Source organism: Vibrio algarum (assembly GCF_028204155.1).
Lineage (GTDB): Bacteria > Pseudomonadota > Gammaproteobacteria > Enterobacterales > Vibrionaceae > Vibrio > Vibrio algarum.
Genome location: NZ_JAQLOI010000001.1, coordinates 2,476,716 through 2,500,383, shown reverse-complemented (window position 1 = coordinate 2,500,383; position 23,668 = coordinate 2,476,716). Strand labels below are relative to the sequence as shown.

Here is a 23,668-nt window from a genome sequence, read left to right as displayed (position 1 = left end):
CTATGTCTATAAATTCGATAATTATTCATTCAGTTAAGGAGAAAATCATGAAAATCGATCAGTTGTTAAATCACGTTCTTAAACCAAGCAATCTAGGGCTGACAGAGTTGGTTATCAGGGTTGTTGTTAGTTTTGCCATGATGTATCACGGCTACGGGAAACTAACCGGGATAGAACAGTATACGGCGATGTTTACCAAAATAGGTATTGAGCCTGCCGGCTTTATGGTCGTTCTCGCCGGTTTAAGTGAGATGCTGGGGGGCCTTGCCTTGTTCTTGGGATGCTTTACCCGCTTTGGCGCCATCTCGTTATCAATATGCATGATTTACGCATTTATCTATCTCGGTCTTCCTAAAGGCTACAATATCGTTAAAGGTGGGTATGAATATCAACTGGCCATGATGTCTGTGTTCCTGTTTTTTATCGTCAATGGAGCTGGGAAGTATTCGCTCGACAACCTTTTTTATAAGAAAAGAACCGCTATTTCTGAACAATAGTAACGCATTAGAGTTAATAGGTAAGCCGGTCATCGTCTGGTGTATGTTGATTGTGGGAGCCGCCAGTTTCGTATTATGGCTTATCGATGTTCAAGCAAGTACAGTTCGAAAAGAGAATGGGCTGTCAAAATGACAACCCATTCTCATATATTTAAATCTCGTTAGTTTTGATATGAATGAAAAACAAGTTGAGACAGAGTTCAGCTACGATTTCTCAGGGTTATTGTTGTATTCAATAATAAAACCGTAGGATTTCCCAGGCGATTTATCAACACCATAGTTACCCACACCATCCATATAGTCGCCCCAGGTTGGTACTGGTTTGTTCATCTCGCCAAAGCCCATGACCCGTTGTCCCCAGCCAGAATCATTAGGTTGAGTACCATCACGAGGGTCTTGGTCAATAACACCATCGTTAAGGTCTTGTGCCCAGTTTGAGTATTCCCACTTTTCACCACACAGCCAGCTCCAATCTCCGAGGGGCTCTTCTGAACCTTCAGGTTGATAACCTCCAAGGAATGGGCCAATTTTGATTTCGTAGTGATCCGGTTCTCGCGAACCTTCAATATGCTTTGGAAACTTCCAGAAGTATTTTTCATCGTTTACCAACTCAAAGAGAAAGGCGTTCTCTTCGGCCGAGGTGATGCTAGCTAGATAACCGCCAGCCTCTTCAGCGAGCTTAGCTGACTGAAACCAGTTTAGGTTGCCAGAAGGCAGATAAACCACTTCGTAATAGTGAGTATTCCCTTGAGGGTTAGTAAAGCTGACGATAGGCTGTCGTTCATACTTCACATCTTCAGGTAGTGTCTGCCAGGTGAAAAACTGGTAATTGCCTTCCACAACGAAAGAGATAGAGTTAATTACGACCGTTTGATCCGGGCCATCGTATTTAAAAGGGTTAACTCGCTCATCAGCTTGAGCGGTGCTAAACAGAGCTAAACCAATAGCTCCTGCAATCAGGGGAGTTTGTAGTTTCATAACACTTTAATTCTCCGGGATTAAAATTATTGATACTTGATAGTGACAACCCGCTGTGGTTATATTCCGTGTTTATTCAGGTTTGCTGTTGTATTCGATGATAAATCCATATCGGCCAGGGCCTCTTCGGCCGTAGGTACCAGCATCATCAGAGTAATCGCCCCATGTTGGTACAGGTTGGTTTAACTCGCCGAAACCAAGGATTCGCTGGCTTTTCTCTTTGCCGGAGTCATTTGGTTGGGTATTATTGCGAGGATCTTTATCGATTACACCATCATCAAGGTTTTGGGCCCAGTTGGTATAGCTCCACTCTTCACCACTAAGCCAGTGCCAGTCTGCATCTGGGATGGTAGCATCTTCGGGTTGATAACCACCCAGCATAGGTCCAATCATGATCTCATAGTGGTTAGCCCGGCCCGAGCCTTCGACATGTTTAGGGAACTGGAAGAAGTATTTAGGATCGTCGATTAGGCTAAATAGAAAACTATTTTCAGCTTCAGATGTAATGGAGGCTAGGTAACCACCGGCTTCTTCGGCTAATTTGGCTGCCTGAAACCAGTTCAGGTTTCCGTTAGGAAGGTAAACAACGTGGTAATAATGTTTATCTCCATTAGTATTTATAAAGGTTTGGAGTGGTTCTTTTTCATAAAGAACGTCACTTGGCAGTGTTTCCCAGGTAAAGAATTCATAGTAATCGGCAACCTTGAAGTCAACCGAGTTTATCGTAACAGTCTGAGTTGTTTTTTGTTGGCTTGTTGTGCTCTCAGAAGATGCTTGTGCTCCTACCGAACACAGCGCAAATAGCCCTACAGCGGCTAAACAGTTTCTTGCATCAATCATGGTCCACCCATCTTATCTACTTAGTAAATTCAGCTTCAATTCTATGACGGGAAGGAGTGTTACGAGTTTAGTTTTAGTTTAGAAGGGATAGCTTTACATAAATTTACGCTCATCGGTATAATCGATCTTACATGCTGTACAACTAGCACTGGATATGGCATAACCAGACTATTATGCAGCATATAGTATATCTATCAGCAACGTTTTGAGATGTTCACTATTGTCCATTTTCGTGCACGAGCGGCATCACCCGAAGTGGTGCCGTTCTTCTGTTTGGGAGATGAAAGACTCTCTGGTGGGTAGATTTCGTCCGAAGCTTCAAACTTACATCGGTCCAGAGCTGTGCCAGAGCCGAACACGGCAAACTCACTTCTTCAAAATGTTAGTTGCCCACATAATAATTCGCCGGAAGCTTTTAGTTTTTATCCAATTTATCGAATCAAATGGGCGACATTCATGATATTGGCTGCGGTTCGGCCTTGCGAAATTTCTCTGGCCATATACTGCATATAGGGATCGATATGGGCAAAGATCTTTTTATATCCCGGACAAAGCATATTGTGAGGAATACCTCTTTCATCTGTCGTCAACCTGTGTTTCGGACAGCCACCGTTACATGCTACTTTATATTGGCATTCGGTACAGGTGCCACTCTGAGTCGCTTTATCTTTGCCAAATTTTATCTGATTCTTGCTGCCATGTATCTTACTCAGCTTATCTTTTAGTACATTACCAATCACGTGATCGTTGTAGACATAGTGATCGCAAGAATAAATATCGCCATTCTGCTCAATCACCATAGCGTCACCGCAGGTTTTTTGGAAAATACATAAGCTCGGTTCATAACCTGCCCAAGCAGCTAATGCACTCTCAAACATCTGAATATAAACCTTAGACACATCGTTGCGAACCCACTCGTTAAAAATGGTATTCATGAAATCGCCATAAGCTTCGGCATCTACACTGAACGGCAACAAGTTTTCCGTCGAATGACCGATATTTATGGTGCGGATCTCCCCCACACCCTGATATGACTGACTCTCGATGACGGGAATATATTGATGGAACGTAGACCCAATAATCTTTAAAAACTCATAGACTTCAACTGGATGATGAACATTAGTATTATTAACCACAGTTAGCGTATTAAACTTCACCTTGTGCTTTTTCAACAGCTCTACCGCTCTCATCACCATCTTAAAACTTGGCTGTCCAGTGTTTGTAACCCGGTAGGTGTTATGCAGTTCTTCTGGCCCATCAATCGATAAACCAATCAGGAAATCATTATCTTTTAGAAACTTGCACCATTTATCATCCAGTAGCACACCATTAGTTTGTAAGCTATTCTGGATGATTTTTCCGTTAGAAAACTTTTCTTGATAAGCGAGCGCCTTTTCAAAAAAAGCTAGGCCTGCCATTGTCGGTTCACCACCTTGCCAAGCAAACTCAACCTCTTGAGTCGGCTGGCTGGCAATATAGCTCTTTATATAGATCCGGAGTACATCATCACTCATTGCATAGGAAGGTTTCCTCTGAGTGGATGCTTGCATTATGTTTTCTTTTTCCAAATAAAAGCAGTAATCACAACCCAGATTACAATGAAAGCTGGTTGGTTTTGCCATCAGGTGGAATGTCTTAGACATTGAATACTCCAAAAACTGAAATTAAAGGCTCCCAAGCGAGGGAGCCAAGGTTAGGATCACTTATCGAATTTATGAGCCGTGAATTTGCTCATAACGAGCCTGGAGACGATTGACGATTCTTTTTTCTGATTTAGAAATACCGTCAGCCAGCAGGTCATTTTGCTCAAGTGGATCTTTTGAAAGGTCGTAAAGCTCAGGTTGAGTTACATCTTTCACCTGAACAACCTTATAGTCGCCTTCACGCACTGCCCAGCCAAACGTACCACCTTTACTTTTTACTACTTCTTCAAAGTGTTCGACGTAAATATAATCACGTCCATTCGATTTTCCGGAGAGTAGCGGACTGAAGTCATAAGAATCGACTAAATCAACTTCAACACCGGCAATGCTTGCAACCGTAGTATATATATCAGTTGTGTTAACAAAGCCTTCTGTGCGTCCTTTCTTAACACCTGGTCCCACTGCAATAAGAGGAACGTGCGTGCCACCTTCATAGATGGTGCCCTTTGCGTCATGCACACCATATAAGTCACTCGCTACCTGATTAGGAGAGCCATTATCACCCACAAACATAACGATTGTGTTATCTCGCTCTTCCAGCTCCATACTATCTAACAATCGGCCAATTTCAGTATCCATCGCTTCAAGCATGGCGTGGTAGTATGGGAGTGGGTTCTCCTTGATAGCGTTAGTATCATCGGACAGTTCATCGCTGCTGTGCAAGTCAACTGGGGGTAGATGGAACGGAGTATGCGGCGCATTATAGGCAAGCCACAGGAACCAAGGATTGTCTTGCTTATCTATCCAGTCAACAGCCTGGTTAGTGAAATCTGTTGTGGTATAAACGCTAGAGTCAAATCGCTTGCCTTGTGTTGCCCCATCCCAGTTAAAATAACTACGAGTACCACCTTTAAGCAGTCCCCAATAATCAGGGACACCCATTTCAGTCGGGTGATTATAGTCATTGCCGGAATCAGCCAGATGCCACTTGCCGATAACATTGGTGCTATAGTTACTCTTTTCCAACACATCGAACAAACTGGTTGTATTTGCTGACAAACCTCGGCCTTCTCCACCTATACGGGGAATAGCCGCTCCGACACCGGTACGGAATCCATACTGGCCTGACATGATAGTGGCTCGTGTCGGTGAACAGACTGGCGCTGAGTAACCATTTTCAAACACCATTCCCTGCTTGCACATGGCTTCAATATTAGGCATTTTCGCTTGTTGATTACCCAGTGAATAACAATTGGAGGCCTCAATTCCCATATCGTCTGCAATTATAAGCAGAACGTTAGGTGAGTCATTGGCCATTGAAATACAAGGTAATGCCGTTAAACATGCTGCACTGACAGCGGATGAAAGTTTCATATTGTATCCTCTCGATACAGTTTGGATAAACAGATACAGTTTATTTTATACCGCTGGAAATTATGTTTAGGTTTGGTTTAGAAGAGAGTAAAGATACGTAAAGGTTGTAAGCGAGCGATGCTGTAATCACATGCATATATTTGGCATTTATATTCGAGTGTATGGTCAGAAACTTCTACTTTAATGTGACAGATTTTGTCCATTTTAGTGCACGAGCGGCATCACCTGAAGCGGTGCCGCATTCTGCTGTTTGGGAGATGGAAAACTCTCTGATGGGTAGATTTCGTCCGAAGCTTCAAACTCACTAATAAGATGGTACGCCCCACCCACACGCTAAACTTAACATTGTTAGGTTCAGTTAAATAAAGGTGACCATCATGACTACTATTCGCGTTATCGGCATCGATTTAGGAAAAAATACATTTCACCTTATCGGCCATGATTATTCAGGCAGAGAAGTCTTCAGGAAGAAGCTTAACAGACAAAAATTACTTCAATTATTATCCGTTCATGAGCCCGTTATTGTTGCGATGGAAGCTTGTGGTGGTGCTCATTGGTTGGCGAGACGGTGCGAGTCTTATGGGCATCAAGTTAAGTTGGTTCCTGCTCAGTATGTTAAACCTTACGTAAAAACAAACAAAAATGATTTCATTGATGCTGACGCAATTGCAGAAGCGTCAATGCGTCCAAATATGCGTTTTGTTTCTCCAAAAAGCGAATTAGCACAAGTGTGTACTGTTGTTCGTAAAATCAGAGCAGGTTATATCAAGGAAAGAACAGCATGCATGAATAGGATAGGTTCAATTCTTCTGGAGTTTGGAATAAGTTTTCCGAGAGGGCATCACAACATGAAGAACCTATTTCAGTATCTAGCCGACAATAAAGAACCCGTTCCACCAATGTTAGTTTTGGAGCTTAGAGATCAGTTAGATCATTACAATCAGTTGAATACATGGATTAAAGAGCAGGAAAAGAAATTAGAAAACTTGCTGAAAGATGATGAATTGTTATCTCTTTTACAAAGTGTTCTAGGAGTTGGGCCAATGACCGCATCTTGTTGTTTGTCAGCGGTTGTGAACCCTCACGATTTTGCTAATGGTCGTAATTTTGCCGCTTGGATTGGTTTAACCCCGCATCAATATTCTACTGGTGGTAAATCAAGAATGCTTGGGATATCCAAACGAGGAAACAAAGAGCTCAGAGAATTATTTGTCCATGCAGCTAGAGCTGTTATCTGGAGGGATGGGACGGCGGAACGTAACTTTGGCTCTTGGCTCATTGATCTGAAGCAACGCAAGCCATTCAATGTTGCACTTGTAGCTTTAGCAAACAAATTAGCTCGGATAGCATGGTCAGTAATGGTTACCCATAAAGCTTTTGAAGTAAGAGTTTAAATCAGATTTGCAGATGATATATAAAGATGACAAAACGGTTAGACCACCAGATTGAAGACCTGATGGACAGAACAGCAACATAGAATGCTTTCACGCTTTTGAGGACAATCTGGCGCGGATCTCATCGTGGAGCTGGGGCTAAAGAAAAAGTCTCAATTAGACTCCGAATACATTAGCGCAAACCAGCTCCGTTATTTTTGATTTATCATTTGCAAAAACGGGGCGTACCATACATTCTGTCCAGACCCGTGCTAGCGGGGTAGTCCAACGTAACTCGGATCTGCCCCTTTTCTTGTTAGTGCTAATACTCATTCATATCTTGTTAACGTGCGTTTGCCCTGCCAAAAGTTATCTGAATTCAGGACATCAAAAAATAAACGTCACTGAGCAGTCTAAGCTCGAAGTATAGTCACTAACCTATTGATTATAAATTGAAGTGATAAATAAAAAACGGCATTATGTAAGGATTAAAATCGGTTTTTAGACGTCTAAGTAGCGTTATGAAGATTGGTAAATATGGAGTCCTATGGAAACTGTCAAAATAGAATTAAATCAACAGAATTTACAGTCTCTCATGGAGGTAGCTCTAAGGGATAATGTTGGGGTTAATCTTATTGATATTCTTGAAAACGCTATAGAAACCACGCTTCTACAAGAATTTACAGAGCACTTTCGAGATTGTCTAAAAAAACCAGTATCATTGACGATCTATCGAAGTCATACCGAAACTAGAAGTAAAAGCATGTCTTGCCTTCAGCAAGAAGGCTATTCCACTTGGTACGTTACCATCAAGTTACCGTGTTATTCGGGAACTTGTATTGAAGCGGTTCACCTTGAAAGCAAAACGATGCAAATAGCTCAATCTCCATTTTCGGCTGTGTCAAACTTGCGTTTGAAGAAGAAAGAGCTAAAAACACAAACAAATTTTGAATTACAAATCTTTACTTTAGAGCTATCTCCATCATTCTTCAAAGATATATCCATTAATAATGATGTTCTTTTATGTGATTTGCACCAAGAGCCTCAAGTTTTAGGTTGTGCTTCAGTGACTTTCAAAACAGCAAATACAGGTGATATATATTTCTGTAGTTGCTCCAAAAGTTACATTGACAATGCTTATAAAAATGCTGAAGAAGTAAAGTCTTCATATGTTTCAGGTAGTTGGCCATACAAACTTATCAGTTTATATAAGCAAGCATCATATGCTGATAATATTTGCCATTTGTGTGTTGCTGAAAAATTTGGTGTGGAGAAAGCATTGTCAAAATATGGAGATGATATTTATAAATACCATTACCCATATGCTCAACAATATATGTACCAACAGGAAATGGATGAAGCTACTGCCTCTCATTATGTTAAATCTAGATTGAAGTTATCAAGATGGAATGTTAAATTGCAGCCAAAATTGATCCACTTTATCCCCTGATTTGCACCGAAAACTGATCCACATAATCTAATCTAGATCCTGCTGACTTAGAGCAGGAGTATGTGGAGTGATAGACATGTCATTATTAAGCGTTATTCGTCGCTGGCATTTTCGAGAAGGGATGTCGCAAAGGGAAATTGCTAGACGTACTGGGCTTTCCAGAAATACAGTTAAAAAGTATTTAAAAGATCAAACTATCGAGCCTGTTTACTCTAAACGCAGTACATTAAGTAAACTTGATGAGTTTGAGGAGCTGCTGATTTCTTGGTTGAAACGCGAAGCAAGGCGACCGAGAAAACAGCGAAAAACGGTCAAAAACTTGTTCCAAGACCTCGTTTCTATTGGTTATAGCGGCTCATACGATAGGGTCGCTTCCTTTGTCCGTAAATGGCGAGAAGAGCAAAAACTCACTTCTTCAAAACAGATGTATATGCCACTTGAGTTTGCACCAGGTGAAGCCTTTCAATTTGATTGGGGCGAAAACTGGGCTTACATCAATGGCTGTAAAACCAAGTTACAAGTAGCGCACTTTAAACTTAGTAACAGTCGAGCCTTCTTACTTCGTGCCTATTATGCCCAGAGCCATGAGATGTTGTTCGATGCTCACAACCATGCCTTTCGAGTGTTTCAAGGCGTACCTGAGCGTGGCATTTACGACAACATGAAAACCGCTGTTGATGCGGTAAAGAAGGGAAAAGAGCGCATAGTAAACCGTCGCTTTTTAGCCATGGTCAGCCATTATCTGTTTGAAGCCGACTTCTGTAATCCCGCCGCAGGTTGGGAGAAAGGGCAAATTGAGAAGAACGTACGTGATGCTCGCTCCATTATCTGGCAACGTGCTCCGAAAGTACGAGCCTTAGCTGAACTCAATGAGTGGCTAGAAGCGCAGTGCGTGCAAGATTGGCAGTCACGTAAACATCCTCAATACAGCAATGAAACTATCGAACAAGTATGGCTTAATGAGCGACCTCATCTGATGAAGGTTACCGCACCATTCGATGGCTTTATCGAACAAGGTAAGCGCGTATCTTCCACTTGCTTAGTGAACTTCGACAGAAACAAATACTCTGTTCCTGCGAGCTACGCTAATCGTAGAGTTAGCCTGCATGTTTATCCCGATAAAATTGCATTGCTTGCAGAAGGACAGCAAGTCGCTGAGCATTTACGAGTATTTAATCCTAGACATGAGCCGCCACGTATCATTTACAACTGGCGACATTACTTATTGGTCGCGCAACGTAAACCAGGCTCGATACGCAATGGCGCGCCATTTAACCTATTACCTGATAGCTTTAAGCACTTGCAATCCATCTTACTGCAACGCCAAGGTGGCGATAAGGAAATGGTAGAAGTGCTGTCGTTGGTGCTGCATCACGATGAAAAGCATGTAGAGCAAGCGATAGAAATGGCACTTGAAGCAGGAACACCGTCAAAACAACATGTAATAAACTGCCTAAGTCGATTACTTAGCCCTGAACCAGTCGAGCCAGCTCCCGTATCGAAAGGGTTACGACTGATTACTGAGCCAACCAGCGATACATCTCGTTACGATGAATTAAGAGGTCAGCGTCATGCACAATGAAGCCCTATTAAGTACGTTAAAAACACTCAAACTTCACGGTATGGTCAGCAGTATTACAGAACTTGCTTCTCAAAATTCACCCGCCTATCAACAAGCCCAGCCAATACTGGAAACCTTACTTAAAGCGGAAGTTGCAGACCGAGAAGTACGCAGTATCGCTTACCAAATGAAAGCCGCTAAGTTCCCAGTATATCGCGATTTATATGGCTTTGATTTTGGCGAAAGTGCGGTCGATGAGTATTTAATACGAGGTCTGCATCGCTGTGAATTTATTAAAGATAGCCAAAACATCGTGCTTGTTGGCGGGCCAGGAACAGGGAAAACTCATTTAGCCACAGCATTAGGCGTTCAAGCGATACAACATCATCAGATGCGAGTACGGTTTTTATCAACCATAGAGCTGGTTAATACACTTGAAAAGGAAAAACAAGCGGGTCATGTTGGTCGCATGGCTAATCGTCTAGTGAACTGCGACTTGGTGTTACTGGACGAGCTTGGTTATGTGCCTTTCAGTCAAGCTGGAGGCACTTTGCTGTTCCACCTACTGAGCAAGCTCTATGAGCGCACAAGTGTTGTTATCACAACTAATCTTAACTTTACTGAATGGTCAAAGGTGTTTGGTGATGCAAAGATGACAACGGCACTACTCGATCGACTCACTCATCACTGTCACATCATTGAAACAGGCAATGACAGTTATCGATTTAAAGAGTCAAAGAAGAAGTCTAAGGAGAAAACCAAGTAGAAATTAACCTGAAAATATGGTCTAAATAGACCTACTTAGGTGGATCACTTTTAGATGCAAATCGTGGATCAGATTTAAGTGCAAATTAACAGTTTCGTGTTTATGGCGTAATAGTTTAGTTCGGGTGGTAGCGTTGCTTACTACTTAACGCGGCGTTATATTATTTTTTAGATTGGGTGGTTATCGGTGTTAAAACATAAACGTTTATGGTGTTATCTGAATATTGATAACCCAATAGTCGCTTGGGAAGTGGCAGTCGGCAGAATTTCTTCTATCGATAGCTCAGTAGATATCGAGGATAAATATCGTCGCTCATTTTTATCATTTTGGCAATATTCAAAGCTAAAACATGCGCAAAATTACGACAATTGGGATCTCTTTGAGCAAGAGATGAAAATAGAACTTGTTCGACATGTGAAGTTTCCAGAAAAAGTATCTCGATTACGAGGTTGTTATTTTTTTGAAAGTGAAGAAATGGCACTGAATGTCGTTAAATATTTTAATTGGAGAGGTTTTAAAAAAGAACACTTATCTGAAATCAGTTTTCTTTACTCTTCGGACTCTGATATTTCTGAACATGACTCTGCTTGGATAACTAATGATATGTCTGATGATGACATCCATTCTTATTTATCAGGGCAAACTAAATACGAATCTCCAGCAACTGAACTATTGTGCTATGGTCGTGGTTTAATTTTGAATCAAGATTTAATTAATAAAGCAGATGAAATCGCCAGAAAAACTTTTCCTAAATCAACTGTTCTATTGGATACTGTAAAATTAATCTTTAATGATCGTTTCCTCGGTCGGAATTATGCTACAGGGGAGTTTGATTGGGATGCATACCATGCGGCTCAAATATCTCCTTATTTATTAATTGATGGAGATGATAATTTAAAAGTAACAATTTTAGGTAGTCAGAAGGCCTATGAAAAGTACGGAGTGATCCCAACGAAAGAGGAAGTTTTTCTACCGGACCTAAGAAGTCACATGATCAACATTAAAAGTGTTGATATAGTAACTGCATATGCTCGTGCACAAATAATATAACAAATGCATCAACACGATTTGCTACACTCGGCATTCTAGGTTTCTTTGAGTTTACCGTATTAAGTGGTAAATTTAGCTTAATCTGCATGGTAGCAAATGTGTTATGCAGGCGTTATGTGCTTTTATGAGTTGGGAATGAGAAATGAATTTTAGACGTTTTGACCCGAAGTATTTATTGAGATTAGAAGTCTGTCTCAAATTACTTCCTAACGTAAAGCCTAAAAAAGCCAGAGCGCTACTTAAACTCTGGCAAGAAACTATTAATGATCAAATCTGTCAAGATGCAATGGAGGGCGTTGAAAGAGACGATTACTCAATTGATCTTGGCAATTCAATAATTCTAAGTTCTGAAGACTTCGAACACATTTTCTTTGGAGAAGAATTTTCGGCTAAATCAATTACTCCGCATGGAGCAAGTTTACTTCTTGATATATATAAGCAAGGTTTGTTTGAAGTAAAAGGAAATCTAGATGTTCAAGGTATACCGTGTGAATTGATAGGTTATTGTAGTAGCACCGATGAAATAGTGGCCAAACAGGAAGCCATTAAGAACATCCAATTACAGAAAAATTCAGAATACAAAGAATCATTGACAGATCTTAATAAATATAAAGAGTCTCAGTTTAGCTATCAGCTATTGAATGATATTTTTGTTTCAAAGTTTGGTTATAAAGGTGGGCACCATAGCTTGTGCATTGACGGAGTTAGTGTCTCTAAATTAGTCTCACATCATACCTCTAATTCAGGGAAAAGTTCGGATTGGCAAGTAAGCTTTAGTTGGGTTAGCAAAGATGGTCAGCACAAAATAATCAAAAAGAGAGTATATATGCTGATAATCGCCGAAATGATGCTGATCGTAATTATGGTTTGCACGAATAGCAAATAACAAACAATTTAAGAGTGATTCCCCACGCTTGGCATTTTTGGTTTGGGTTTAGTTTAGTGTTTATTGTGCCCAAATTGAGTGTCGTGGTAGCCTGGCTCACACCTTAATTGGGCGTTAGGCATCAGGAGTAGAGTTTGGAGAAATTAGTATCACTACATAAACATTGGATAAATACTGATGCTGTAAAGCAGGTAGTCACGGTAAAGATCGTTGAAGACTCGAAGCTTCCTAATGAGATTCGTCAGTTGGCTGAAATGCACTCATCATTTGCACGCCTATCAGTCTTATATGGTCTTACATACGTTGTAATAGAGGGCTATAAAGAACTCAACTTTACTAACCAGAAAGTTGACTCGCTGTTAGCTAAAGAAGACTTTGTAGACGCATTGCGATTGTTTCGAAACGCGACTTTTCACTATCAAAAACAAGCAATACCAGAAAAAGCCATGAAATTCTTGGAGCTAAAAGAAAGTGAGAGCTGGATTAGAGAGCTACATTTAGCTTTTAAACTGTTTTTCGAAAAAGCTTTGCCTATCAAAGAGTTGATGGATCAACTGAATGCCCAACAAGTTGCTCAAACGGACGTGTAACAGTTGGCTCACGCCGCTTAGCAAGGCGTTAGGTAAAATGATTAGATTTCGAGGTATTAATGTCAAATGATTTTTCTGAAGCTTTAGATGCTGAAGTTTCATCTAAAGTAAGTGATGGTAAGGTAACTGAAAGTTCTCGTTCAAAGCGTTTCATGTCAAACGTAGGAATGGTTATTTTCGGGTTACTCTTTTATGGTGGACTTGCATGGAAATTTTGGCTGTATGACGATAGCTTACATATTGAGAAAGCAGAAGTAAAAGCCAGTATTGTCGAAATGGTTAATAATGGCTCGGACTTAGAGTCAATTAAGCATTTTTATTCGCAAACTCCAGAGGAAGAGTGGGGATTTAAATATCGTTGGGATAAAGATAAAAGCCAATATTATCCGGCACCAACACCACTGCTAACTGTACTAAAAGACCTAAAAAGTGACAGCTACTTGAATCCAGAAGGCGGCTCTAAGAATAGAGAGTCTATCCAAAAACTGCTGACAGAATATCAAGAAAGAAACCCTTTTGATGGTTTAGAGCAGTCACAGAAAGATAGCTTTGAAAGCATTCGTATCAAGTTAGGTAGTGAGTTTGCTAATGTTAGCTCTGATTTCTATAAAATATCAGAGAATCTGAAGCAGAAAAATTTGCTAGTTGATCAATATTTATCAGATTCGAGAACGAGCCTTTACTTATCAATTGCGTCATTGTTGTTCGCATTTTTGACAACTCTTGGTTCGCAGTATTTTTACTGGAAAAAGAAGAAAAAGGTAATGGCACTTAATTTTACCTAACAAGCAATTCAAGCTGAAAGCCAACGCGCGGGATTTCCAGATACAAACAGTTTGGGTGTAATCGGTGCATTGCTTTGAGCTCCGGTTTGCGTTGCTCTGCAACTTAATTGGGCGTTATGTTTAAGGTGAAAATATGACCATTATCGCAATGCTCTTAGCAAAATTCCTAGATCCAATAAGCTTTATAGTTGCCTTGGGTATTTCATTTATCGCAAGAGAAAAGTGGATCATTCCTGTCGCTGCAATAGCTGGTGCTCTTGTTACAGAGACGGTGCTCACATCTACTCAGGTAACGCTGGGGGTAAGGACTTCCAATTGGTATTATCGCTAGTGGTTTGCATGCTGTTTTATGATACTGGCTCATCGGTAAATTCAAGAAACAAGAGACCGCTAAAACAGATGAAGATAGCAATAAACATAATAAGCAAAGGCAGCAACGCCCTGCGGGCTGGACGCGCTAACGCGCGCCGCTGCTTTGGGCGTTAGGCTTTTAATCGCAAGAGATTAAACATGAAACCTTGGAAGAAGTATCAAGAAGATACGGCAGCTTATTTTCGTTCAATAGGCTTGGAAGCAGAAACAGACGTTACAGTTAAAGGAGTGCGAACCTCCCATGATGTGGACGTACTAGTAACGTCTCACTTTCATGGTTTTGATGTGAGATGGGTTGTTGAATGCAAATTGTGGCAAAAGCCAGTAAATAAATTACATGTTCTTGGCTTGAGGGAAATTGTGGCAGATATTGGTGCTGATCGAGGCATATTACTATCTGAATCGGGCTTTCAAAGTGGTGCAATAGAAGCGGCTAACATGACAAATATTCAAGTTACTTCACTAGATGAAGTCAAAGAATCATCTAGTGGTAGCGTTTATTCACTGAGGTTACGAGAGTTATTCGATCGTATAGTTAGTTGTAAAGACCGCTATTGGGAACTGTCAAAAGAGAGACGAATTGAGTATGGGCTAAGACCTGCATATGGTGAACACAATTATTTCGGTGACGCCTTGATAAAAATGTGCACGGATATTTTATCAAGGGCATTTCGAAACGAATATCCTTTTGAGTCTGAAGAACACTATGTACACATCCTTTTTGGTAGCGCAAAAATATTCTCTTCGCCTAGAGAAGTAATAGAGTTAATGGGCGATCTAATATCTGAATTAGAGCTCAAACTGGAGAAGTGTGAGCAACACGTAGAACAAGCCTAACAAACGCTTCAAGACGGATTTGTAAACGCGTGCCATTTTCGCTTCGCTACATTTTGGCACACGTTCACTCACCACTTAAGCGGGCGTTACACCTCCATACGTGAACTAATCCGCTACGTCCTAAATTAGTAATGTAACTGACTCAGTTCTATCCTGTTTCTTGATATACTGAGTAATGACTCTGAGTAATGACACTGAGTAATAACGTAAACACGAAAGCAATTTGTCGGTTTAAAAAGGGTCGGGGGTTAAATGTGGGGTCAATGGTTTGGCAATATCTCTGGAAGTAATAGTGCATTTGTAACACTCAATATTGATAAAGACTCTCCTTTTAGTGGAGTGCTTTTAGTCCATGATTTTGACGAATCGAAGCCTTGCTTTTACGCAGATATTAGATTTAATGTCGACGGCAGTACCCTAAATGCACAAGTATCAAACTTTAGATTGCCTTCTTACTATATCACTCCTAATGAACTCAAAGCATCACTACCACAAATAGCAAATTTTGTAGGATCTATAAGTACTACAAACGAGATTACAGGGAACTGGCAATCTAATGTAGAAACTAGCGGCAATCTCAATCTAGTTAGAAAGGACGATATTGTACTGAACAAGGCTGATGCGTCGATGACTTGGTCTGAGTTCCAATCATGGTCATTACAACAAAAAAACTAAACCCTAATCTTGTATTTAGAGGACAACCTGACTTCAACTTAGCTCTTAAGACTGCTTTTCATAGGCAAGACCGAAGAAATTTGGTTAGATATTTTTTACATGACATACCTGAATTATAACGATACATTGCATCGAGAATCGGAAAACGATTTAACTTAAACAACGCACCCGAAATGACAGAGTTTTTGTATGTCGCTCAGCACCATGGATTCCAAACTCCATTTCTCGATTGGACTGAGTCACCCTATGTTGCCTCATATTTCGCTTTTCATCAGTTAGGAAATGATGCTAATTCTGGTTTTGTCAGAATTTTCTGTTTTGATAAAGGAGCATGGTTCCAAAATCATCATGCAACATTGCAAAGCTATGATTCACCATATCCATCAATTCACCCTTTGATTGTCACTTCTCCTAGTAATGAGAGAGCTTTACCACAACAGTCTCTTGTTACTTTTAGTAATATCTACAATATTGAGGAGCATATACGTTTTTATGGCACTCAAGATGAAAGAAGTTATTTGACGGTTATTGATATAGCAAAAGCTGAACGAAATTCGGTAATGAAAGATCTGGAGATTATGGGCATCACAGCGGCAAGTCTTTTTCCTGGTTTAGATGGCATTTGCCAAGCACACAAAGAAAAATGTTTTTAAGGTTTACGGAACAACCTTTACATGACGAAGGAGTCCTGAATTGTAAAACTCTCGTATAAACCGGTTTTATTCACCATCTAACAGTAAAGATAAAGCTTTGTAGGGAAGGGTAAATTTAACCACCTAATTAGAGTTTGCGATACTGCAAATTATCCGAAGGGTAGGTCATTAAGTACGAACCTATTTAACAATCCCCTTTAGCCTGTCGTGTCATCTTTGCTAGCTAATTTCATTCTATGTTCGCACCAAACCATAACCATTCTGCTGTACAACGTGAGATAGCCAAAACCAATAGCTAAAAGTGCAATAAATAATATCCCATTCATTTTAAAGTCCTCTCTAGCGGTGTTTTATTACGAAACCATCTTACGATATAAGCTAGGAAGATTAACTGGACAGTAAACAAACTGATAGGTAACCAAACTAGCCAATGCCCATCACCGAAAATTTGTCTATATGAAATCAGTATTATGAATGCAAAACCTGCAATGAGAGGTGTATATCCTTCATATTTCTTATTTTTCATATTACCTCCACTTTTATCTATGATCTCGGGTAATGGTTTTTTCGACGCGAAGCTTGCCAGTTGAGTTAAAACTATCCGTTACTAGAGAATAATTATACAATAAAGCACAGAAATAGTTGTGAATAAAGACTATGATTAGCGCAAAGTAATGCTTAATGTAATGCCAATTAAGATAAATTAATATTTTATCTATATATAACAATTTCTTGTGAGTTAAATCGTAAGCCCTCACTCACATTGATGAATTAAGACGTCCTAGGGCGTCTTTTTTTATGCCTGTAATTTAGTTAAATCAAACAGTTCTGGTCCGTAGTTGACCGTTGATGTCCACCAGTATCCACCGAAATTTGTATACCTAACTGTATAGAAAGGTTATCTGTTATTTTCGACTATACATTTTTTGACTATTTCTTGATTATTCTTTTGAGCTAATGTAGCTATGAAAATAGCATTATATATTATTAAACAATAGGTTAAGTTATTTAGTGTATGCGGGTTATTTTCCCATTATTTAGCTGTATAAAAATATACATCATGCTTGGACTAGCGTGTTTAGACCTATTTGTAGCCTTTAGCCCTTGTGGTACAACTTCTGATGCTTCCACTTAAGAAATAATCCCACCTTTCGTTCTGTTCTCTTTATATATCGGTGTCATTACCGCTAACCGAAATCTCTAATATCCTATTGTGAAGACAAAAATAATAACAAATTCAATCTATTACTATAGGTGGTAAAGAATTAAATGCATTAGCAAAGATATTTCAATATATGCGAAACGATTAATGAAGTGCATGACACAGATTTTAAAACTATTAGATGGAAAGGAACATTCAATGAAATTACTGAAAATTGATGAGGTACGGCGAGCTACAGGTTTAGGTCGTTCAACTATACACCTCAATGGAATACAAAAAACTCGTTTCACCATCAGTGTGGTTAGTCATACCTAGGCGATTGAATCGGTGTGCTCTATGTGTCTACCATGTTTATTTTATAATGAGATTCAGGCACGAAGCTATGGCGGCTACTGGGTATTGTAGTTGAGATTATGATTTCTTGATTTGGCTCCATCGATTTAAGTGAAAAAGCCATTTGAAAGTGAGTTATATCGCTATATTTAATCACATTTATAATAATTATGAATTCTTAGCAAAATCCCTTGTTGAGTAATTGCTTTAGTAAGGGCGCTACTCTAGTATAGCATACGGCTCACTAGCCTTTATGGTTGGCTAAAACAGTGGATGTTAGGAAATTTAACACATGAATATCTTTAGAGGGTCAATGCGCATCAATTTTTCGATTGTATGTTGTGTTGCTGCCATATGCATAGGGTTTAATGCGTTGGCAGAAGAAGCGCACAATACCTCGTTGTCTAAGAAATCTACATATTTGATCAACTTTGAAGAAGTTTTTAATTTGGCTCTCAGCTCTTCTAAAGAGTACCTTGCGTTAAATAAAGAAGTCGAATCGAAAATTATCTTAAAAGATAAAGAAGATAAGTATTACTACCCAGAAGCAAGTATCAACTCCGAAACGACAGAATACTGGGGAAGTCCTACCCCTGACTCGGGTGAAACACACGAATTAATACTGTACGCAAACTCTAAACTCTACGGTAGTGGTGTTGCCGATAGAATAGCAGCCAGTCAAATGGCTCTTGATGCAGGCAATATCAGCCTAGAGGCCCAAGAAATCTTGGTCTATTACACGGTACTGACTTATCTGACCAAGATAGAGCTTACCCGAGAGTATGAAAAATCTTCAAATGAGCTTCGGGACGAAATTGAGACCTATTACCTAAAGCAAGTTAATTCAACCAATGAAGGTGTCTCAACCAAGAGTGATGCTATGGAAGCAAAGCTCTCGGTTGCTGAATTCGATGAATCAGTATATTCGGTGGTTTCAAATATCGAGCAGTATTTTAAAAAATTAGCGGAAGAAACCGGTCTCGATCTAGGATTAAACGAAGAGCATGCAGAAGATAAAATAGGTATTGATTATAAGAGGATTAAACCATTACTAATGAGGGATGTGAGGGATATTACCGCCGAGGAACTAATTGCTAATAATGCTGAGCTTCAAAAAACACAGAAAACTCTTAAATCGTCACTCCACACCGCGCGTTCAACTCGTGAACGTTTCGTCGTAGAGATCGTTACCGAGAGCCATCTAATGACAAATGGGGATAGCGGTGAACATTACTATGGCGATACTGATGAATCTTATGTTCAATTAAATCTGGAGCTTGATCTATTTAATCACGGCTTACAGTCCGATCAGAACTCCTCATTTAAGATCTATGAAGCAGAGAAATTACGCTTTGATAAACAGTTCAAGTTGTCGATGGACCAATTTAAAACGAATGTAACCAATTATAACCAACAAATTATTAAGCGCCAAAAAACGGCGGAACAGATAGAAATACTCGCTGGGTTAATAGAAAATCAAAAAGAAGAAATCTATACTGATAAAGTGACATATAAAGATATTGTTGAGAGTATTGGGAAACTAAATAGTGCAAAACAAACACTGTTAAATATTGACCTAGAGTTATTTGATACTTTGTATGAGCTCGAAACGTTAAAATCTGCGAAGGTCCTTCCAGCATTATGAGTTGTTTTTGTTCCCACGCTACTATGGAAATATGCACCCGTTGAAGATTAACAAAAGGTTAGTACTGATAGGACTAACGATGGTTTGCGTAATCTATATACTGCTTCTTAAAGAGGTAGAGGTTGTTGCACCTGGTACAGGCCTGACGGGGATTAAGCAGAGTAATGTGTCGGTTAAAGCTCCCATCAGCAGTTATATTGTGGAGTTAATGGTTGCCCAAGGTAACGCGGTGCAAAAAGGTCAACCGCTCTTAAAGTATCGAAACCTAGATGATGAGTATCGCTTACAACAGACGACTGAAGAGCTTGAGCAGAATAAAAAACTATTAGAGATCTATTATAACGAGCGCTGCTTTTTAATGGGGTCTAACTTTGCATCTGTTACCAAAGAGCATCTAAATGAAGAGTGTTCTGGTGATGAACCTTTAGCTAATGCTGGTGGACTTTATATCCTTAGTTTCTATGAAGATTATCTACAAGAGCAGCAATATATTCTTAAGGTAGAGCAAGAGAGACAAAAAAAGCGAAAGAGCTTCTTAATAAAGAAAAAATCTTAACGAAAAAGAAAAATGCTCTGCATCGAGGTAATGGCGCAACGGTTAGTTTCTACGATGTAGAATCTGAACTGTCTAATGTAAAAACCGATGTAGTAGACTTTCAGATCTCAGCGATTGATGCTAAGAAAAAATTAAATGATAAATTGATGGTCTTCCAGATGCGCCGTTCAGAGCGCCTGTTAACGTTGGAAGAACAGATTGATAAAATCAAACCCCTTATTATTCAGGCCAAATACAGTAAACAACTGCTAGAAGAGAAGAAAGTGAAATCGGTCATTCGCTCTCCTATAGATGGCAATATTTTGGAATTGTCGGAAGGTTTATCCCCCGGTACATTTATCCAAGAAGCGACACCACTGTTTGTTTTGAAAAAAGAGGGGCTTCTCAACAGGTAGAAGCGAAGTTCGATTCGCGTTACCGCCATTTCTTAAGTCTTGATAGAAAGGTTCGCCTTAAGATCAACTCTCCAGGGTTCAATGAAATTTTCGACGGAACGATTATCGACCTAAGCTCAGACTCTATTACCTATGAAGAGCAAGGGCATGAAGGCGAACGTTACTATAGGGTTACGATTCAACCTGATGAGGAGTTCTTAGCCTTATCGCTTGATCTTGGTATGGATGTTCAAGTTTTTGTTGTAGATGATAAGGTCAGTGTTCTGGAATTTATATTAAGTGTATTGCCTAGCGACATTAAGTTTGAGGTGTGGTAAATGATTGGATTTGTCGCCGCAATTACTGCTTCACTCGCTGTGATTATATTGGTTGTCATTGCCAGTTTAATCGGTTTCGTACAATCCATTATGCCGACCACCGGTGTGGTAAAAATAGATGAATTCACCTATCGCTATAACCTAAAAACACCTTATGTTGATCAAGAAATCTTGCAGGAACTAGTGCTGACTGTGAGCGATATGAGTTTTAGCGACCGTATTCAATCTTATCAGAATGGTTGTAATTTCGGTTTTAATGCCAATGAAAAAGAAATGAAACGTATCGCCACTTACAACTACATCATGACGCATCAGTTTTTTGCTGGTTCATATCCTGTAGACCATATCAACATTATTTCTCAGAACAAAAAAATGAATAGCTGTTTTATCGATATTCATGTGCTCAGAGATCTCGATGCCAAGAGAGCTAGTGAAGAAAAATTAGAAACAAAGGCGCTAGATCAAGATACACAGAATGAACAGGGGATTGAGGCTAGTAAAGGGATAGATAATAGAGGAGAGGAAAATGGATGATGATACGCTAGCCCCGTTTGTGGATGCGTTGTCTTCTGCTTTGATTGTTATGGTACTGGTTAGTATTTTCTTTATGTTGCAAACGGCCACATCCTTGAATTCGGCCGCTAAACAGCAATCACTAAATGATATACAAGACCATACTCGTAGCCCTATCGTATATCGAGATGTAATGCGGTCAAACCTAGATGAACACCAGTTTGAGTACTTAATTAATTTCAAACTAGAAACAGAATTTTTAGAAAAAATAAGAGCACAAATGGTTAATGCTGAACACGTAAAGATCACCGTCTATAGCCGAGATAGCGCTAAAAAGAATACGGTAAACCTGATGCGTTTTTTAGCATACCTAAAATTACCATCAAAACTAAAGGTTGAAACTTCAATGCAATCAACAACGGATGTGTTATCAAAGATCAGTTGGGAGATGAACTAAATGTATTTATTTGGCTTACTTCTCTATATCGGAATACCTATTTTTGTCTACGTGTTTGAACCAGCAAACACCTTGGTATCTCAGTGTATGGAACTCTCTCCGGAAATCACGGTTCTAATTACTCTGACCTATTTTTATCCTCTTACCATTTTCATGTATAACTTTGTGAGAAAACAGGGTGATGCCGTTCACCTAGCTCACTTTAGAAGCCAGGTGACATTAGCGTCATCGCTTGCCGTTTCATTTGGTCTTATCGGTACCTTCATTGGTTTATCTGACATGATTGCCGGTATTGCCGCAGGGATGGGGGCAGATGGTGATTTCTCTGAAAAAATGGAGGCACTACTCGGTTCCATAGGATTGGCTCTTGATTCGATGTCTTTTGCCTTTTTGACTTCTATTATGGGTGTGAGCTGTTCGGTCAGTGTGTTATTGGCTTCAAACTACCTAAATAACTTTTTCGAGAAAGAGCTTGTTCATGGTGAGAATAGTGGTGCTACTGGTGGGTCGGGTGGTTCAAGCAGTTCCATTGAAGGTATCACCGATGAACAGCAACAGGTTATCAATGAGAATTTCCAAAAAGTACAAAAATCAATCGACGACACGATCAGCCTGATCAATAGCAAAGACAAAGTATGGACCGACTTATACACGTTGCTAGAGAACAACTCGGGTTCAACTGTCGTTCAAAACTTTAGTACTAACCTTGCTGAAAACAATCGTCTTGCTCAGCAGCAATCCGAACAGGTGCAGCAAATCTATACTGAGCAATCAGGTATGTACCAAAAGTTAGAAACTTCTCTAACCGACTACTCGCAATATATGCAGCAGCAAACGGATGCGATGGTTGGTGCTATCTCCAATATGTCTATCGAAATTGAACGCATGGGTCACCTCATTGATCAAACATCGAATAGCACGAATCTAACGATTAAAGAGAATGGTGAGGTGATTGAGCAGGTGAACGCATCGTTTGGTGAAGCTCTAGGTAATACCAACACTCAACTTAAAGGCGTGGCAGAAATATTGCATGACATTAGATTGGCAACAGCTATTCCTTTAGAGGAGTCTCTCGCAACCGCGCTACGAGATAATGCGTTCCATTTAGTCTTTCAGCCTCAGTTTGATCAAGATAAAACGGTTATTGGTGCCGAATCTTATATTCGCTGGATTGAACCGGTTCGCGGTTTGATTTCAAATGGCAAATTGTTCGAGGTGGCGAAGAAAGAAGGGTTGTCAGTCAAGCTTGAGTTTTGGGTCATGAGAAACACCATCCAGCAGGTTTCTTTGTGGCAACAGAAAGGGATGTGGAAGCAGGATTGGACAGTATCAATCAATGCGACTAGTGAGGTACTGCTTGCGCCTAACTTTATTACAGAAGTTGAAAAAATGGTTAAGCAGTTCAATGTATTGCCTGGAACCGTTGCTTTTGAAATAACTGAAGATGTCATTATGCAGCACGATGCGCAGGCAAAAGACAAGATACGTCAGTTGCATAACATGGGTATGAAGCTGTTTATTGATAACTTTGGTACGGGTTACACCAATATTGGTCACTTAAGTGAATTTAACCCAGATAGATTGAAGATAGCGCGAGATATTATTAATAATGTAGCGGATACCAGTCAATCTGGTGTTGCTATCGTTCGCTCGGTAATGTCTCTGGCACAGCAGTTGGGGATTAATGTCTCTGCGGATGGTGTTGAGACTGCAGAGCAGTTTGAGGTTCTTAAGACCGAAGGCTGTAATCTATTCCAAGGCTGGTATTTTGAGAAGCCACTGGAAGTGGAAGATTTCGAAGCAAAGCTCACTAAAGCAGACTGATATTAGCAAGCGATAGTTTGCATTAGACGAGACAGTGCGACCAGAACCAATTGTACAAAGCCAAGAAAGGCATTTATCCAGACTCCTCTTTGATTGAGTTTTGGGGCAGTTTTTAATTAAGTATGGAGTCTTTCTG

The 23,668-nt window shown here is 39.9% G+C and carries 24 protein-coding genes; 19 read left to right on the top strand and 5 right to left on the bottom strand.

Annotation, left to right across the window (positions count from 1 at the left end):
* Positions 1 to 47 precede the first annotated feature (47 nt).
* Positions 48 to 497 (top strand): DoxX family protein, encoded by a 450-nt coding sequence (locus PGX00_RS11635; protein WP_272136427.1) that lies wholly within the window; start codon positions 48 to 50, stop codon positions 495 to 497.
* A 204-nt stretch (positions 498 to 701) separates the two neighbouring features.
* On the opposite strand, the gene PGX00_RS11630 is transcribed toward PGX00_RS11635, so the two are convergent.
* The 4 genes from PGX00_RS11630 to PGX00_RS11615 form a co-directional block, all read right to left on the bottom strand.
* Positions 702 to 1,475, bottom strand: a complete 774-nt coding sequence (locus PGX00_RS11630; RefSeq protein WP_272136424.1) for a C-type lectin-like domain-containing protein — start codon at positions 1,473 to 1,475, stop codon at positions 702 to 704.
* Positions 1,476 to 1,547: 72 nt separating this feature from the next.
* Entirely contained in the window at positions 1,548 to 2,315 is a 768-nt protein-coding gene (locus PGX00_RS11625; protein WP_272136422.1) for a C-type lectin-like domain-containing protein, read from the bottom strand.
* A 431-nt stretch (positions 2,316 to 2,746) separates the two neighbouring features.
* Positions 2,747 to 3,958, bottom strand: a complete 1,212-nt coding sequence (locus PGX00_RS11620; RefSeq protein WP_272136421.1) for an anaerobic sulfatase maturase — start codon at positions 3,956 to 3,958, stop codon at positions 2,747 to 2,749.
* Positions 3,959 to 4,027: 69 nt separating this feature from the next.
* Positions 4,028 to 5,332, bottom strand: coding sequence for a sulfatase-like hydrolase/transferase (locus PGX00_RS11615; RefSeq protein ID WP_272136418.1), 1,305 nt, complete (start codon positions 5,330 to 5,332; stop codon positions 4,028 to 4,030).
* 377 nt (positions 5,333 to 5,709) lie between these two features.
* On the opposite strand from PGX00_RS11615, the gene PGX00_RS11610 reads away from it, so the two are divergent.
* From PGX00_RS11610 to PGX00_RS11550, 12 genes are all read left to right on the top strand, one after another.
* Positions 5,710 to 6,726, top strand: coding sequence for an IS110 family RNA-guided transposase (locus PGX00_RS11610; RefSeq protein ID WP_272136416.1), 1,017 nt, complete (start codon positions 5,710 to 5,712; stop codon positions 6,724 to 6,726).
* A 526-nt stretch (positions 6,727 to 7,252) separates the two neighbouring features.
* Complete coding sequence (locus PGX00_RS11605) at positions 7,253 to 8,155, top strand: hypothetical protein (RefSeq protein WP_272136413.1); 903 nt, start codon at positions 7,253 to 7,255, stop codon at positions 8,153 to 8,155.
* 76 nt (positions 8,156 to 8,231) lie between these two features.
* The gene (gene istA / locus PGX00_RS11600; protein WP_272136411.1) at positions 8,232 to 9,737 is read left to right on the top strand and encodes an IS21 family transposase; all 1,506 of its coding nucleotides are present in this window, start codon (positions 8,232 to 8,234) and stop codon (positions 9,735 to 9,737) included.
* On the top strand, positions 9,727 to 10,482 hold the full coding sequence (gene istB, locus PGX00_RS11595; protein ID WP_272136409.1) for an IS21-like element helper ATPase IstB: 756 nt from the start codon (positions 9,727 to 9,729) through the stop codon (positions 10,480 to 10,482). Before istA ends, istB begins: the two co-directional genes overlap by 11 nt.
* 186 nt (positions 10,483 to 10,668) lie before the next feature.
* Positions 10,669 to 11,532, top strand: a complete 864-nt coding sequence (locus PGX00_RS11590) for a hypothetical protein (RefSeq protein ID WP_272136407.1) — start codon at positions 10,669 to 10,671, stop codon at positions 11,530 to 11,532.
* Between the two features lie 142 nt (positions 11,533 to 11,674).
* Positions 11,675 to 12,418, top strand: a complete 744-nt coding sequence (locus PGX00_RS11585) for a hypothetical protein (protein WP_272136404.1) — start codon at positions 11,675 to 11,677, stop codon at positions 12,416 to 12,418.
* Positions 12,419 to 12,552: 134 nt separating this feature from the next.
* Positions 12,553 to 13,008, top strand: coding sequence for a hypothetical protein (locus tag PGX00_RS11575; protein ID WP_272136401.1), 456 nt, complete (start codon positions 12,553 to 12,555; stop codon positions 13,006 to 13,008).
* A 59-nt stretch (positions 13,009 to 13,067) separates the two neighbouring features.
* The gene (locus PGX00_RS11570; protein ID WP_272136399.1) at positions 13,068 to 13,793 is read left to right on the top strand and encodes a hypothetical protein; all 726 of its coding nucleotides are present in this window, start codon (positions 13,068 to 13,070) and stop codon (positions 13,791 to 13,793) included.
* 133 nt (positions 13,794 to 13,926) lie between these two features.
* The gene (locus PGX00_RS11565) at positions 13,927 to 14,124 is read left to right on the top strand and encodes a hypothetical protein (protein ID WP_272136398.1); all 198 of its coding nucleotides are present in this window, start codon (positions 13,927 to 13,929) and stop codon (positions 14,122 to 14,124) included.
* 179 nt (positions 14,125 to 14,303) lie between these two features.
* Entirely contained in the window at positions 14,304 to 15,002 is a 699-nt protein-coding gene (locus PGX00_RS11560; RefSeq protein ID WP_272136395.1) for a restriction endonuclease, read from the top strand.
* A 252-nt stretch (positions 15,003 to 15,254) separates the two neighbouring features.
* Complete coding sequence (locus tag PGX00_RS11555; RefSeq protein WP_272136393.1) at positions 15,255 to 15,677, top strand: hypothetical protein; 423 nt, start codon at positions 15,255 to 15,257, stop codon at positions 15,675 to 15,677.
* Positions 15,678 to 15,802: 125 nt separating this feature from the next.
* Positions 15,803 to 16,330, top strand: coding sequence for an FRG domain-containing protein (locus PGX00_RS11550; protein WP_322107878.1), 528 nt, complete (start codon positions 15,803 to 15,805; stop codon positions 16,328 to 16,330).
* A gap of 197 nt (positions 16,331 to 16,527) precedes the next feature.
* On the opposite strand, the gene PGX00_RS11545 is transcribed toward PGX00_RS11550, so the two are convergent.
* The gene (locus PGX00_RS11545; RefSeq protein ID WP_272136391.1) at positions 16,528 to 16,656 is read right to left on the bottom strand and encodes a hypothetical protein; all 129 of its coding nucleotides are present in this window, start codon (positions 16,654 to 16,656) and stop codon (positions 16,528 to 16,530) included.
* 1,461 nt (positions 16,657 to 18,117) lie between these two features.
* On the opposite strand from PGX00_RS11545, the gene PGX00_RS11540 reads away from it, so the two are divergent.
* From PGX00_RS11540 to PGX00_RS11515, 6 genes are all read left to right on the top strand, one after another.
* Positions 18,118 to 19,470: a TolC family protein gene (locus PGX00_RS11540; RefSeq protein WP_272136389.1), complete on the top strand. Its 1,353-nt coding sequence runs from the start codon at positions 18,118 to 18,120 to the stop codon at positions 19,468 to 19,470.
* A gap of 79 nt (positions 19,471 to 19,549) precedes the next feature.
* Positions 19,550 to 20,026, top strand: a complete 477-nt coding sequence (locus tag PGX00_RS11535; RefSeq protein ID WP_272136387.1) for an efflux RND transporter periplasmic adaptor subunit — start codon at positions 19,550 to 19,552, stop codon at positions 20,024 to 20,026.
* 158 nt (positions 20,027 to 20,184) lie between these two features.
* Entirely contained in the window at positions 20,185 to 20,421 is a 237-nt protein-coding gene (locus PGX00_RS11530) for an HlyD family secretion protein (RefSeq protein WP_272136385.1), read from the top strand.
* Positions 20,422 to 20,738: 317 nt separating this feature from the next.
* Complete coding sequence (locus tag PGX00_RS11525) at positions 20,739 to 21,272, top strand: hypothetical protein (RefSeq protein WP_272136383.1); 534 nt, start codon at positions 20,739 to 20,741, stop codon at positions 21,270 to 21,272.
* Positions 21,265 to 21,708 (top strand): hypothetical protein, encoded by a 444-nt coding sequence (locus tag PGX00_RS11520; protein ID WP_272136381.1) that lies wholly within the window; start codon positions 21,265 to 21,267, stop codon positions 21,706 to 21,708. The genes PGX00_RS11525 and PGX00_RS11520 overlap by 8 nt, the downstream gene beginning before the upstream one ends.
* Positions 21,709 to 23,532 carry an EAL domain-containing protein gene (locus tag PGX00_RS11515; RefSeq protein WP_272136379.1) on the top strand — a complete coding sequence of 608 codons (1,824 nt, stop codon included), beginning with the start codon at positions 21,709 to 21,711 and terminating at the stop codon, positions 23,530 to 23,532.
* Positions 23,533 to 23,668: the final 136 nt, after the last annotated feature.